Here is a 13,037-nt window from a genome sequence, read left to right on the forward strand (position 1 = left end):
GAGTCTAGAGACACCTCACTCGACGAGCAGACTCACCATGTCCGCCACGCGCCGGTAGCCGATCGCCTCGTAGATCTTGTTCGACGTCGGGTTGGCCTGGTCGGTGAACAGGCAGCACCGGACGCCCTGCTCGACGTACCCCCGCGACACCTCGGCGACGGCCCGGCCGGCGACGCCGCGGCCGCGCTGCGCCTTCGGGGTGTAGACCGGCCCGACGCGGGTGACGCCGTTCGCCGGGAGATTGGCACCGGTCAGGTGCACGGGCGTTCCAGCCTCGTCCTCCCACAGCCAGATCAGCCCGTCGTCGATGCGGGTCAGCATCATGTCGAGGGAGAACTCCTCCATCGCGTGCTCGCCCTCGCGGCCGGCCTGCTCGGCGGCGTCGGCCCCGAACGCCCGGAACCAGGTGAGGCAGAGGTCGGCGTCGTCACGGACGGCCGGGCGGAGCCGCCCAGGAGGGGCCGGCGGGAGCACCAGCTCGCCGAGCTCGAACAGGTGGAGGTGCTCGTCGACCCTCGCCACCCCCCCTGCGAGCCGGGCGGTCTCGTCGGCGAACAGCTGCGCCGCCGGCAGCGCGCCGTTCATGCCGCCGACCACCTCGCCGCGCTCGTGGAGGCGCCGGGCGAGCCCGACCGCCGCCTCGTCGGGCATCGGCAGCAGGTACACCGGGTAGGGCGCGAACGGCGCCGTCCGCATCCCGACCCCGGTCACGTCGCCGGCGTCGTCGCGGGCGATCACCCACCAGCGGTACGGCGCCTCCGAGCCGCCGCCGGCCGCGAACCGGGCGGTGACGGTCGCGATCACCGTCGTCAGGACGGGCTCCGCGGCGAGGTGGTCGCGGGTCGCGGCGAGGAACGCTGAAGGATCCTCGGTGAACTCCAGATGCATGACGGAAGTCAGCCAGTCGGGGCCCGCTGCCACAACCGGTTTCTCCGTGCGACGGGGGCCGCCCTAGGATTTCTACCATGACCGAGACGCAGGCTGACCAGGTTCCCGGGACGACGACCGCTCCGCGGCGCGTCGTAGCGGTACCCGACAAGCCCGCGCTGGAGGGGCTCGAGACCGTCTGGAGCGAGCGCTGGAAGGCCGACGACACGTACGCCTTCGACCGCACGCAGCCGCGGGAGAACGTCTACGCGATCGACACGCCCCCGCCCACCGTGAGCGGCAGCCTGCACGTCGGGCACGTGTTCTCCTACACCCACACCGACCTGGTCGCGCGCTTCCAGCGGATGCGCGGCAAGTCCGTCTTCTACCCGATGGGGTGGGACGACAACGGCCTGCCGACCGAGCGTCGGGTCCAGAACTACTACGGCGTCCGGTGCGACCCGAGCCTGCCGTACGACGCGGACTTCACCCCGCCGGAGAAGCCCGACCCCAAGCGGCAGGTCCCGGTCAGCCGGCCGAACTTCGTCGAGCTCTGCGAACGCCTCGTCGAGCAGGACGAGCAGGTCTTCGAGCAGCTCTGGCGCATCCTCGGCCTCTCGGTCGACTGGAAGCAGCACTACACGACGATCGGACCGAAGGCGCAGACCGTCAGCCAGCGCGCGTTCCTCCGCAACTTCGCCCGGGGCGAGGCCTACCTCCAGGAGGCGCCGACCCTCTGGGACGTCACGTTCCAGACCGCCGTCGCCCAGGCCGAGCTCGAGGCGCGGGAGTACGCCGGCGCCTACCACCGGGTCGCCTTCCACCGCCCGGACGGCAGTCCCGTCTTCATCGAGACCACTCGCCCCGAGCTGATCCCCAGCGTGGTCGCCCTGATCGCCCACCCCGACGACGAGCGCTACCAGCCGCTGTTCGGGAGCACCGTCACCAGCCCGGTCTTCGGCGTCGAGGTGCCGGTCCTCGCCCACCCCGCGGCCGAGATGGACAAGGGCGCCGGTATCGCGATGTGCTGCACGTTCGGTGACCTCACCGACGTCACGTGGTGGCGCGAGCTCGATCTCCCGGTCCGCACGCTGATCGGCCGCGACGGCCGGATGTCCCGCGACACCCCGGAGTGGTTGGCGCACGAGCCCGCGGCCACGGCGTACGAGGACCTCAAGGGCAAGACCGCCTTCTCGGCCCGCGAGGCGGTCGTCTCGCAGCTCCGCGAGACAGGTGACCTGGACGGCGAGCCGACGCCGACCCGGCGGATGACGAACTTCTACGAGAAGGGCGACAAGCCGCTCGAGATCGTCGCCACCCGCCAGTGGTACATCCGCAACGGTGGCCGCGACGCCGCCCTGCGCACCGAGATGCTCGACCGCGGTGCCGAGATCCAGTGGATCCCGGCCCACATGAAGCACCGCTACGACAACTGGGTCGGCGGGCTGAACGGCGACTGGCTGATCTCGCGGCAGCGCTTCTTCGGCATCCCGTTCCCGGTCTGGTACCCGCTCGACGCCGACGGCGAGCCCGACTACGACCACCCCCTGCTCCCTCGCGAGGAGGACCTGCCGATCGACCCGTCGACGGCGGCGCCGAGCGGCTACTCCGAGGACCAGCGCGGCAAGCCGGGCGGCTTCCTCGGCGACCCGGACGTGATGGACACCTGGGCGACCTCGTCGCTGACGCCCCAGATCGCCGGGGGCTGGGAGTCCGACGACGACCTGTGGCAGCGGGTCTTCCCCATGGACCTGTGCACCCAGGCGCACGACATCATCCGCACCTGGCTGTTCTCCCGGGTGGTCCGCGCGCACTTCGAGAACGACGCCGCGCCGTGGTCGCACGCGCTGGTCTCCGGTTTCATCCTGGACCCGGACCGCAAGAAGATGTCGAAGTCCAAGGGCAACGTCGTGGTCCCGACCGAGATCCTCGACAAGTTCGGTGCGGACGCCGTCCGCTGGCGCGCCGCGATGGCCCGGCCGGGCCTGGACTCGCCGTTCGACGAGAGCCAGATGAAGGTCGGCCGCCGGCTGGCGATGAAGGTCCTCAACGCCTCGAAGTTCGTCCTCGGCGGCGTCGGCGCCACCAGCGTGAACCCGTTCGAGGTCTCCGAGCCGGTGGACTGCGCCCTGCTCGGCCGGCTCGCGGAGGTGATCACGAAGGCGACCGACGCGTTCGAGGCCTACGACTACACGACCGCGCTGGAGACCGTCGAGAAGTTCTTCTGGGAGTTCTGCGACGACTACCTCGAGCTGGTCAAGGAGCGGGCGTACGACGAGCAGGGCGGCGCCGCCACCGAGTCCGCGAAGTCGGCGCTCGCCATCGCGCTCGACGTCCAGCTGCGGCTGCTCGCGCCGTTCCTGCCGTACGTGACCGAGGAGGTCTGGTCCTGGTGGCGCTCCGGCGACGCAGCGGACTCCGCGGGGTCCCGCTCGATCCACCGGGCGCCCTGGCCGACGGTGGTCGAGCTCGGGTCCGCCGCGGCGACCGAGTCCGCGACCCTGGACGCGGTCTCGGCCGCGCTGATCGGCATCCGCGGCGCCAAGTCGAACGCCAAGGTGTCGATGCGCGCCGCGCTGTCCCGGGTCGAGATCCGCGGCCCCGAGGCCATGGTCCGTGCCGCCGAGCAGGCCGCCGAGGACCTGCGCAAGACCGGCAAGATCACCGGCGACCTGGTCTTCACCCCCGACGCGTCCGCCACCGAGATCGTGGTGGCCGCGGAGCTGGCCGCGGTCGAGTAGCCGGAGGCCTCGGCCTACCGCCGGGAGGACTGGTCAGTGGTGGTGGCCGTGACCGTGCTGGTCGTGGCCGTGCTCCTGGCCGTGGCCGTGCTCGTGGCCGTGCCCCTGGTCGTGCTCGTGCTCGTCGGGGCCGTGCCCCTCGTCGTGCTCCTGGCCGTGCCCGTGCTCGTCGTGGCCACCCCACCACGGGTGCTGGCCGTGCTCGTGGCGGCCGTCGCCGCGGACCGGGTGCCCCGGGTGGCCGGGGTGTCCGTGCGTGCCCCACTCCGCCGGTGTGCCGACACCGTGGCCGCGGGCACCGTGCCCCTGAGGAGTCGTCGGGGTCGTCGGTGACCCGGTCGGACCGGGCGCGCCCGGGGTGGACGCGGGGGCTGGGGCCGCCGACGGGGCCGGACCGGCCGGATCGGCAGCGACGTGCTGCGGCGAGGGAGCCGACCCGGGCTGCGGTGTGCGGTCCGGCGCGGCCGGGCCGGTGGGCGCCGGTGTCGCGACCGGGGCGGCCTCGGGCTCGCGCGCGACCGCGACGGGCTCCGGAGCCGGCTTCAGGAGGGTGGCGGTGACGACCCGCTGGCCGAGCGGCGAGCCGCCGGCGACGACGCCGGCCATGCCGTGGCGCAGCCAGCCGGGGGCGGCCTCGCTGCGGGCCGTGTGCATGAGCAGCACCAGCGAGATGACCGCGATGAGCACGAACGCCACGAGCGGGGGCTTGTGGTCGGCGAAGATCCGGGGCTTCCGTCGTGCGTTCATGGCGGGCCGAGTCTGTCGGGCGCGGACCGGCGCCGCCAAACCCGTGGCCACAAATGACTCGAAGGGACTAGACCGTCATGGCCCTAGCGGACCATGGGGTCAGGCCGACTTCTTCTTCTTCGCCTCGGACTCGCGCGGGACCAGCGTCGGGGCGACGTCGTCCTCGACGACCTCGCGGGTCACGATCACCTTGCTGACGTCGCCGCGCGAGGGCACGTCGTACATCACGTAGAGGAGGACCTCCTCGATGATCGCGCGCAGGCCCCGGGCACCCGTGCCCCGCTCCATCGCCTTGTCGGCGATCGCCTCGATGGCGTCCTGGGTGAACTCCAGCTCGACGCCGTCGAGCTCGAAGAGCTTCTGGTACTGCTTGACCAGCGCGTTGCGGGGCTCGGTGAGGATCTGCACCAGTGCCTCCTGGTCGAGCTTGGAGACGCTCGCGATCAGGGGCAGCCGGCCGATGAACTCGGGGATCAGGCCGAACTTGGTGAGGTCCTCCGGGCGCACCTGCGAGAGCAGGTCCTCGGCCTCGCGCTCCGCCTTGCCGCGCACCTCCGCGGTGAAGCCGAGGGTCTTCTTGCCCACCCGCTGCTCGATGATGTGCTCGAGGCCGGAGAACGCGCCGCCGACGACGAAGAGGATGTTCGTCGTGTCGATCTGGATGAACTCCTGGTGCGGGTGCTTGCGCCCGCCCTGCGGCGGGACCGAGGCGGTGGTGCCCTCGATGATCTTGAGCAGGGCCTGCTGGACACCCTCGCCCGAGACGTCGCGCGTGATCGACGGGTTCTCGGCCTTGCGGGCCACCTTGTCGATCTCGTCGATGTAGATGATGCCGGTCTCGGCCTTCTTGACGTCGTAGTCGGCGGCCTGGATCAGCTTGAGGAGGATGTTCTCGACGTCCTCGCCGACGTACCCGGCCTCGGTGAGCGCGGTCGCGTCCGCGATCGCGAACGGGACGTTGAGCATCCGCGCCAGCGTCTGCGCGAGGTAGGTCTTGCCGCAGCCGGTCGGTCCGATCACGAGGATGTTGGACTTCGCGACCTCGACGACCTCCTCCTTGCTGTGCTTGCCCGACAGGGGCTGGAGGCCGGCCTGCACCCGCTTGTAGTGGTTGTACACCGCCACCGCGAGCGACTTCTTCGCCTGCTCCTGGCCGATCACGTAGGAGTTGAGGAACTCGAAGATCTCTTTCGGCTTCGGCAGCTCGTCGAGGCCGACCTCGGTGCCCTCGCTGAGCTCCTCCTCGATGATCTCGTTGCAGAGATCGATGCACTCGTCACAGATGTAGACCCCGGGACCAGCAATCAGCTTCTTGACCTGCTTCTGGCTCTTTCCGCAGAAGGAGCACTTGAGCAGGTCGCCTCCGTCACCGATACGTGCCACGGGCGGTCATCCTCCGATTGGATCGAGCAGGTCGAGCGGGTCCGGATGGTGGTGCAGACTCCTCCGACCGTACCCCGTGGCGCCCCCGGTTGGGGGCAGAGACACGAACTCCACGGGGCACGCGTACGGCGGGTCGTCAGGTGAGGGCGGGGGTGCCCTTGAGCGACTGGAGCACGGCGTCGATGAGGCCGTACTCGACCGCACCCTCCGCGGTGAGGATCTTGTCGCGCTCGATGTCGCGGCTGACCTCCTCCACGGTCCGACCGCTGTGGTCGCTGATCATCTTCTCCAGCAGCTCGCGCATCCGGAGGATCTCGTTGGCCTGGATCTCGATGTCCGAGGTCTGGCCGAAGGTGCCCTCGGTGTAGGGCTGGTGGATCAGGATCCGGCTGTTCGGCAGCGCGAGGCGCTTGCCGGGCGTCCCGGCCGCGAGCAGGATCGCGGCGGCCGAGGCGGCCTGGCCGATGCACACCGTCTGCACGTCGGGCTTGATGAACTTCATCGTGTCGTAGATCGCCGTCAGCGCGGTGAACGAGCCACCCGGGCTGTTGATGTAGATGCTGATGTCCTGGTCGGGGTTCATCGACTGCAGGCACAGCAGCTGCGCGATCACGGCGTTCGCCACGTCGTCGGAGATCGGGGTGCCGAGGTAGATGATGCGGTCCTCGAACAGCTTGGCGTAGGGGTCGATCCGGCGGAAGCCGTACGACGTGCGCTCTTCCCACTGGGGGATGTAGTAGTTCACGGGTCAGCCCTTCAGTTCTTGCCGTGGGCGGGGCGGCCGTCGTCGGCGGCCTCGCGGGCGCTCTTGATGACCTGGTCGACCAGGCCGTAGTCCTTGGCCTGGTCCGCGGTGAACCAGCGGTCCCGGTCGGCGTCGGCCTCGACCTGCTCGCGGGTCTGGCCGGTGTGCTCGGCGATCAGGTCGAGCAGCACCTGCTTGATGTGCAGGGACTGCTGGGCCTGGATCTTGATGTCCGAGGCCGAGCCGCCCATGCCGGAGGACGGCTGGTGCATCATGATCCGCGCGTGCGGGAGCGCGTACCGCTTGCCCTTGGTGCCGGCGCAGAGCAGGAACTGCCCCATCGACGCGGCGAGGCCCATGCCGACCGTGGCGACGTCGTTCGGGATGTAGTTCATGGTGTCGTAGATCGCCATGCCGGCGTCCACGGAGCCGCCCGGGCTGTTGATGTGGAGGAAGATGTCCGCCTCGGGGTCCTCCGCCGAGAGCAGCAGCAGCTGGGCGCAGATCGCGTTGGCGTTCTGGTCGCGCACCTCGGAGCCGAGGAAGACGATCCGCTCGCGCAGCAGGCGCTGGTAGATGTGGTCGTCGAGGACGTTCATGCCCCCGCCGCCGTTGAGCTGGGGGCTGGAGTTCTGGGTCACGAGAGCGACCCTAGCCGTCAGGATCGACAGTTCCACGACCCAGGGGCCCCTGTTCACTCACAGCGGATTTCGGTGGCGACCCGGCTCAGGTCCTCGGTCGCGAGCCCATTGTCCGCCGGCGACCCGACGATGCAGGTGTGCTGGTGCCGCCAGATCGCGGCGACCCGGTACGCGCCCTCCTGGTACACGTGCTGCCGACCCGCCACCAGGACGCTCCCGTCCTCGAGCCTCCGGCGGGAGCAGTCGCGCAGCTCGATCGCGTGGCCCGGCAGGTCCGGGACGCCGCGGCACGCGTAGTAGCCGCCGTCGCGACCGGGGCACGGTCCGGAGGCCACGTCCACCGCCACTCGCGCGCCGGCGTACGTCGCGCTCGCGAGCACCCGGTGGTAGGCGGCCGGGCACTCCGGCGGGATCGGGTGCTCGACCTCGGGATCCGTCGGCTCCGCACCGAGCACCTCGCCCACCTGGGCGAGCAGCGGGTGCACGGAGGTCGCCGGTGCGCCGTCCGAGGACCCTCCCGTGCAGCCGCACAGGAGGACGATCGCCACCAGTCCCGGGACGAGCGCCCTCATGTCCCGACGGCCGCCTTCAGCCGCTCGACGGTGCGGGCCATCCCGGCCTCGAGCTCGTCCGCGTGGCCGTCACTGCCGCCGAGGAACAGCGGCGCGAACACCTTCGACAGCCCGGTGATGCCGTCCGGCACCGGCCGCCGGTGCACCACCCGGGTGCCGGCGCCCTCGGGCGACAGCTCCCAGATCCACCGCGCGCCGCTCGACCTCGTGTCCCAGGTCAGCTCCTTCCCGGGCTCGACGGCGGCGACCACGGACCGGGTCGGCCAGACGACGGCCTTGCGCCGGTTGATGCCGAGGTACCACTGCCCGACGCGCAGGCCACCGCGCTTCAGCGGCACCATCCGGACCAGCTCGGGGCTCCAGTCCGGCATCCTCGACAGGTCGGCGAGCGTCGCCCACACCTCGTCGGGCGGTGCCTCGACGTATGCCTCGGCGCGCAGCTCGCGCTGGGCACCCTGGGGGGCACTCATGCCAGCCACTCTCGCAGAGCGGCATGGATCTCGGGGTGGTTGAGCAGCCCGAAGTGGTCGGTGCGGCCCACGTGCAGCACGGTCGCGCCCGGGAACAGCCGCTGGCCGTACCGGTCCCGTCCGTACGCCGACGGCACCCGCACGAGCAGGTCGCCGACGACGTGGCCGACGGGATGCCGGGGGCGCGTGGTGACGGTGGCCGCGACCAGCCGGTACCTCGCGTGCGGCAGCGGTGGCACGTCCTCGGCCAGGCCGGCCACGAGGTCGTGCACGCCGACCGAGCGCCAGTCCAGGATCCGCCCGAACGGCGCGGTCTCCGGCAGCCGGCCGAGGCCGCGGCTACCGTGCCCGATCCCGCGCGCGATCGGCGCGCCGAGGTGCGGGGTCCCGAGGGTGACGACGTCCGAGACCAGATCGGTCCACGGCCGGTCGACCTCGGTGGCGACCGCACCCGCGGCCCGGACGATCAGCCCGCCCATCGAGTGCCCGACCAGGGCGACCCGGGTGACCGGCACGGGCCAGGCCTCCACGAGGTCCTGCAGCAGCGCTGACAGCGCGACGCCGTTCGCCCGGAGGCCGAGGCCGGTGTTGGCGCGCAGGAACACCGGGGTCCAGCCGCGCTCGGCGAGCATGGCGCCGTAGGTCGTCCCGGTCTTCTCGCGGCCGCGGTTCCAGTAGGCCTCGGTCTCGCACAGCCCGTGGAGGAAGACCGCCACCCGCCCGGTGGCGTCCGGGAAGGCGGTGTCCAGCTCGGTCATCGCGATGTCGCGCCCGCCGGACCGCACGGCCATCCGGATCGCCATCCGCGGCCGCTCCTCCGCGAGCCGGTCGCCGATCAGCCCGTGGACCGCCGAGCTCACGAACCGGCCGCGCGGCCCGTCCTCGAGCCGCGGGCCCACTCCGGTGTCCGCCGCCTTGCCGAGGCCGTACGACGCGGCGCGGAGCCCCAGCCCGAGCCCGGCGCACACCGCGGTGGTGATGCCGCGGCCGGGATAGCCGCCGAACCGGTCCGCCCACGCGTCGTGGGTGTCACGGACGCTGCGCACCACGAGGCCGTCGGCCACCTCGGAGAGCAGCGAGAACGCATCGAGGTAGGTGGGCCCGGTCCGGGTGCTCATGGCGCTGATGCTAGTCACCTGGGTGAACAGTCGTACACCATGACGGCGTGACCGGACGCGTGTCGCCACCGCGCCGCGTCGTACGCCCGGTCCACCCGCGACCGGCTGGGCTCACGCCTCGGTAGCGGTCTCCTCGACCTCCGCACCGGCGGCGGCCTCGGGGGCCTCCTCGGAGGCGGTCTCGTCCTCGGGCTCGCCGATGGTGCCGTCCGGGCGCAGGTTCTTCAGCTCGAGCACGTTGCCGGAGGCGTCCTTGACCACCGCGGCCTCGACGATGCGCGCCAAGGCCTTGCCGCGCAGGATCTCCTGCACGAGCTCGGGGATGTGGTTGTGCTCGAACATGTGGTTCGCGAACTCCTGCGGGTCCTGGCCGGACTGCTGGGCGCGCCGCACGAGGTGCTCGGAGAGCTCGGCCTGGTCGATGCCGAACTCCTCCTTCTTGGCGATCTCGTCGAGGATGAACTGGGCGGCGACCGCATCGCGGACCCGGCGGTCGAGGTCGGCCTCGAACTCCTCCTGGGTCTGCTTCTCGTCCTCGAGGTACTTCTCCATGGTGATCCCGGCGAACGCCAGCTGCTGCTCGATGTTGCGGCGACGCGCGTTGAGCTCGTCGGTCACCACGACCTCCGGCAGCGGGATCTCGACCTTCTCCAGCAGGGCCTCGAGGACCGCGTCGCGGGCAGCGGCGGCCTGCTCGAGGCGCTTGCCGCGGCCGAGGCGCTCGCGCACGTCGGCGGTGAGCTCGTCGACGGTGTCGAACTCCGACGCCATCTGCGCGAACTCGTCGTCGAGCTCGGGGAGCTCCTGCTCCTGCACCTGGGAGACCTTGACCTGGACCTCGACGTCCTCGCCGACCAGGTCGCCACCGACCAGCTGCGAGGTGAAGGTCTTGTCGTCGCCGGCGGCCATGCCGACCAGCGCCTCGTCGAGGCCGTCGAGCATGCCGCCCCGGCCGACGCGGTACGACATGCCGCTGACCTCGGCACCCTCGACGGGCTCGCCGTCCCTGGTCGCGACCAGGTCCATGACGACGAAGTCGCCGTCGGCGGCCGGCCGCTCGACGTCGATCAGGGTGGCGAACCGCTCGCGCAGCGCCTCGACCTGCTCCTCGACGTCGGCGTCGGTGAGCTCGACGTCCTCGACCTCGGCCTCGACGCCGTCGTACTCCGGCAGCGTGATCTCGGGGCGGATGTCGACCTCGGCGGTGAACTCCAGGGTGTCGTTGTCCTCGAACTTCGTGACCTCGATCTCCGGCTGCGCGAGCGGCTGGAGGGAGTTCGCCTCGAGCGCCTCGACATACTTCTGCGGGACCACCTCGTTGATGGCCTGGTCGAGCACCGCGCCGCGGCCCACCTGGCGGTCGATCACGGCCGGCGGGACCTTGCCGCGACGGAAGCCGGGGACGTTGATCTGCTTGGCAATCTGCTTGTACGCCGCGTCGAGGCTCGGCTTGAGCTCCTCGAAGGGCACCTCGACGGTCAGCTTGGCCCGGGTCGGGCTCAAGGTCTCGACGGCGCTCTTCACAGGTCTTCTCCTAGATCGTTCTGGGGGTGGGTGGTGCAGTCGGGGCGACAGGACTCGAACCTGCGATCTCCTGCTCCCAAAGCAGGCGCGCTAGCCACTACGCTACGCCCCGCCAAGGCCCCGTCCACCGGGCCCTTGGAGCGGATGACGGGAATCGAACCCGCGTAGCCAGTTTGGAAGACTGGGGCTCTACCATTGAGCTACATCCGCGCACGCTCGACCGCTCGTGATCCCGGACGAGTGCGGGAGTCATGGTGCCACACCACGGCGGGCGCCCATGAATCAGCGCCCACTCTCACCGTCGGTGGATCAGCACCAGCGCCCGGTCGTCGTTCTCCGAGCCCAGCGCCTCGACGAGCCGGTCGGCGCCGCCGTCGAAGTTGCCGCGCAGCAGCTGCTCGGCCTGGCCGAGCATCCGGTCGATGCCGAGCCCGATGTCGCGGCGCGGGGTCTCGACCATGCCGTCGGTGTAGAGCAGCAGCGCGTCGCCGCGCCGGAGCTGCCCGGTGGCGACCGTGAACTCGGCGTCCTCGATCAGCCCGAGCACCGGGCCCTCGGCCTCGTGCACGGTCCACCGGCCGACGCCCGCGGTCAGCTGCGCGGCGGGCGGGTGCCCTGCGGTGCGGACCTCGAACTCCCCGGTCGCCACATCCAGGGAGAGGTGGATCGCGGTGGCGAAGCCCTCCGCCCAGTCCTGCCTGAACAGGTAGTCGTTCGCGGCCGGGAGGAAGTCGGCCGGCGGCAGCGCGCCGAGCAGGCCACCGAAGGCACCGGAGAGGAGGAGCGCACGGGTGCCCGCCTGCTCACCCTTGCCCGACACGTCGACGACGGCCATCTCGACGCGGGTCGAGTGCCGGGGACGGGTGGCGACGACGAAGTCGCCGGCGAACGGCGTGCCTCCGGCGGACCGCAGCGCGGTCTCGGCCAGCCAGTCGTCCGGCAGCACCGGCACCCCGCCCTGGTTGAGGATCCGGTCGCGCAGGTCGACCAGCATCGACTCGCCCATCGCACCCGCGACACCGAGCGTCGAGCGGCGGAAGGAGGTCACCAGCACGATGAAGCACAGCAGGAACAGGACGGCGATCGCGAAGACCGTGCGCCGGGTGATGTCCGTCTGCCGCCCGATGGTGACCATCAGCATCAGCATCAGGAAGACCACGAACCACGGCAGCTGTCGCGGGCTGATCAGCAGGCTGCCCAGCAGCAGCGGCACCATCAGCACGGTCAGCGCCACGGTGTCCGGCCACGCCAGCACGGCCGCCGTGAGCAGCACCGTGAGCGCCACGAGCATGATCAGCGTGCGGTTGTGCCGCGGAAGGCGACGTCGCAGCGCGCGGCTGAGACCGTGCGGGCGAGCCGTCATGCAACGTTCCTCCGGGTCGGTGGCGGCCTCACTGTAGCGACCGGGAACGGAACCTGCGCTGGCATCCGGGACACCAGAACAGGTTTCTTCCCTGGAGCTCGGTGGTGCGGATCGTCGCACCGCAGACGTGGCAGGGCTGGCCGGTGCGCCGGTAGACGTAGACCTCGCCGCCGTGGTCGTCCCTGCGCGGCGGCCGACCCATCGCCTCGGGGGTGTGCTCGGGTCGCACGGTGTCGATGCGCCCGGTCCGAACGCCCTCGCGCATCAGCTCGGCCAGGTCGGTCCACATCGCCTGCCACTGGCCGCGGCGCAGCGTGCTGCCTGGGCGCATCGGGTCCAGCCGGTGCCGGAACAGCAGCTCGGCGCGGTACACGTTCCCGACCCCGGCGACCACGGCCTGGTCCATGAGCAGCCCGCCGAGCGGCGCCCGGCTGCGGCGGATCCGCTCCCACGCCCGGTCGGGCTCGGCGTCGTCGCGCAGCGGGTCCGGGCCGGAGCGCGCGACGACCGCGTCGCGCTGCTCCGCCGTCACGAGCTCGCAGGTGGTCGCGCCCCGGAGGTCGGCGTACGAGCCGTCACCCACGAGGCGGAGCCGCACCTGCCCGACCGGGGGCGGGACCTCGTCGACGCGGTCGTGCACGTCGAAGGTGCCGTACAGGCCCAGGTGGACGTGCACGAACCGCTCACCGGCGAAGGCGATGAACAGGTGCTTGCCCCACGCCTCGGCTCCCTCGAGGACCTGCCCGTCGACCAGGGCGGCCGAGTCGGCGAACCGGCCCTGCGGACTGCTCGCGCGCACGACGCGTCCCGCGAAGGTCGTGGCCAGCTCGTCGGCGAGGCGGTGGAGAGTGTGCCCCTCCGGCATC

Annotated in this window: 12 protein-coding genes and 2 tRNA genes; 1 reads left to right on the top strand and 13 read right to left on the bottom strand. The window is 71.4% G+C overall.

The genetic code is table 11. The annotated features are described in order from the left end of the window. Positions 1 to 15: 15 nt before the first annotated feature. Positions 16 to 888: a GNAT family N-acetyltransferase gene (locus ACVW2K_RS20135; RefSeq protein ID WP_457203727.1), complete on the bottom strand. Its 873-nt coding sequence runs from the start codon at positions 886 to 888 to the stop codon at positions 16 to 18. A gap of 77 nt (positions 889 to 965) precedes the next feature. Between ACVW2K_RS20135 and valS the strand changes: the two genes are divergently transcribed. Then, on the top strand, positions 966 to 3,608 hold the full coding sequence (valS, locus tag ACVW2K_RS20140) for a valine--tRNA ligase (protein ID WP_457203728.1): 2,643 nt from the start codon (positions 966 to 968) through the stop codon (positions 3,606 to 3,608). Between the two features lie 33 nt (positions 3,609 to 3,641). On the opposite strand, the gene ACVW2K_RS20145 is transcribed toward valS, so the two are convergent. The 12 genes from ACVW2K_RS20145 to ACVW2K_RS20200 form a co-directional block, all read right to left on the bottom strand. Beyond that, the gene (locus tag ACVW2K_RS20145; protein WP_457203729.1) at positions 3,642 to 4,355 is read right to left on the bottom strand and encodes a hypothetical protein; all 714 of its coding nucleotides are present in this window, start codon (positions 4,353 to 4,355) and stop codon (positions 3,642 to 3,644) included. 99 nt (positions 4,356 to 4,454) lie between these two features. Beyond that, positions 4,455 to 5,738 carry an ATP-dependent Clp protease ATP-binding subunit ClpX gene (clpX, locus tag ACVW2K_RS20150; RefSeq protein ID WP_028636280.1) on the bottom strand — a complete coding sequence of 428 codons (1,284 nt, stop codon included), beginning with the start codon at positions 5,736 to 5,738 and terminating at the stop codon, positions 4,455 to 4,457. A 136-nt stretch (positions 5,739 to 5,874) separates the two neighbouring features. Then, positions 5,875 to 6,483, bottom strand: coding sequence for an ATP-dependent Clp protease proteolytic subunit (locus tag ACVW2K_RS20155; protein ID WP_028636281.1), 609 nt, complete (start codon positions 6,481 to 6,483; stop codon positions 5,875 to 5,877). 11 nt (positions 6,484 to 6,494) lie between these two features. Beyond that, positions 6,495 to 7,082: an ATP-dependent Clp protease proteolytic subunit gene (locus ACVW2K_RS20160; RefSeq protein WP_051548769.1), complete on the bottom strand. Its 588-nt coding sequence runs from the start codon at positions 7,080 to 7,082 to the stop codon at positions 6,495 to 6,497. 95 nt (positions 7,083 to 7,177) lie between these two features. Next, positions 7,178 to 7,696, bottom strand: coding sequence for a hypothetical protein (locus ACVW2K_RS20165; protein ID WP_457203730.1), 519 nt, complete (start codon positions 7,694 to 7,696; stop codon positions 7,178 to 7,180). After that, positions 7,693 to 8,166 (bottom strand): SRPBCC family protein, encoded by a 474-nt coding sequence (locus ACVW2K_RS20170; RefSeq protein WP_028636284.1) that lies wholly within the window; start codon positions 8,164 to 8,166, stop codon positions 7,693 to 7,695. Before ACVW2K_RS20170 ends, ACVW2K_RS20165 begins: the two co-directional genes overlap by 4 nt. Then, entirely contained in the window at positions 8,163 to 9,284 is a 1,122-nt protein-coding gene (locus tag ACVW2K_RS20175) for a lipase family alpha/beta hydrolase (protein WP_457203731.1), read from the bottom strand. Before ACVW2K_RS20175 ends, ACVW2K_RS20170 begins: the two co-directional genes overlap by 4 nt. A 111-nt stretch (positions 9,285 to 9,395) precedes the next feature. Further along, entirely contained in the window at positions 9,396 to 10,808 is a 1,413-nt protein-coding gene (gene tig / locus ACVW2K_RS20180) for a trigger factor (RefSeq protein ID WP_457203732.1), read from the bottom strand. Positions 10,809 to 10,847: 39 nt separating this feature from the next. Beyond that, a tRNA-Pro gene (locus tag ACVW2K_RS20185) sits at positions 10,848 to 10,920 on the bottom strand. 24 nt (positions 10,921 to 10,944) lie between these two features. Then, positions 10,945 to 11,018, bottom strand: a tRNA-Gly gene (locus tag ACVW2K_RS20190). A gap of 85 nt (positions 11,019 to 11,103) precedes the next feature. Beyond that, entirely contained in the window at positions 11,104 to 12,171 is a 1,068-nt protein-coding gene (locus ACVW2K_RS20195) for a PP2C family protein-serine/threonine phosphatase (protein WP_457203733.1), read from the bottom strand. A 28-nt stretch (positions 12,172 to 12,199) separates the two neighbouring features. Continuing rightward, a complete protein-coding gene (locus tag ACVW2K_RS20200; protein WP_028636286.1) occupies positions 12,200 to 13,036 on the bottom strand; it encodes an Fpg/Nei family DNA glycosylase in 837 nt (278 codons plus the stop codon). Between the last annotated feature and the right edge of the window lies 1 nt (position 13,037).

The organism is Nocardioides sp. HB32 (genome assembly GCF_054058995.1).

What these genes read in the sequence shown, in the direction of transcription:
- ACVW2K_RS20175 (WP_457203731.1), bottom strand. Translation starts at nt 9,284, where the DNA reads ATGAGCACCCGGACCGGGCCCACCTACCTCGATGCGTTCTCGCTGCTC.
- valS (WP_457203728.1), top strand. Translation starts at nt 966, where the DNA reads ATGACCGAGACGCAGGCTGACCAGGTTCCCGGGACGACGACCGCTCCG.
- ACVW2K_RS20145 (WP_457203729.1), bottom strand. Translation starts at nt 4,355, where the DNA reads ATGAACGCACGACGGAAGCCCCGGATCTTCGCCGACCACAAGCCCCCG.
- ACVW2K_RS20195 (WP_457203733.1), bottom strand. Translation starts at nt 12,171, where the DNA reads ATGACGGCTCGCCCGCACGGTCTCAGCCGCGCGCTGCGACGTCGCCTT.
- ACVW2K_RS20170 (WP_028636284.1), bottom strand. Translation starts at nt 8,166, where the DNA reads ATGAGTGCCCCCCAGGGTGCCCAGCGCGAGCTGCGCGCCGAGGCATAC.
- ACVW2K_RS20160 (WP_051548769.1), bottom strand. Translation starts at nt 7,082, where the DNA reads ATGAACGTCCTCGACGACCACATCTACCAGCGCCTGCTGCGCGAGCGG.
- ACVW2K_RS20165 (WP_457203730.1), bottom strand. Translation starts at nt 7,696, where the DNA reads ATGAGGGCGCTCGTCCCGGGACTGGTGGCGATCGTCCTCCTGTGCGGC.
- ACVW2K_RS20200 (WP_028636286.1), bottom strand. Translation starts at nt 13,036, where the DNA reads ATGCCGGAGGGGCACACTCTCCACCGCCTCGCCGACGAGCTGGCCACG.
- ACVW2K_RS20135 (WP_457203727.1), bottom strand. Translation starts at nt 888, where the DNA reads ATGCATCTGGAGTTCACCGAGGATCCTTCAGCGTTCCTCGCCGCGACC.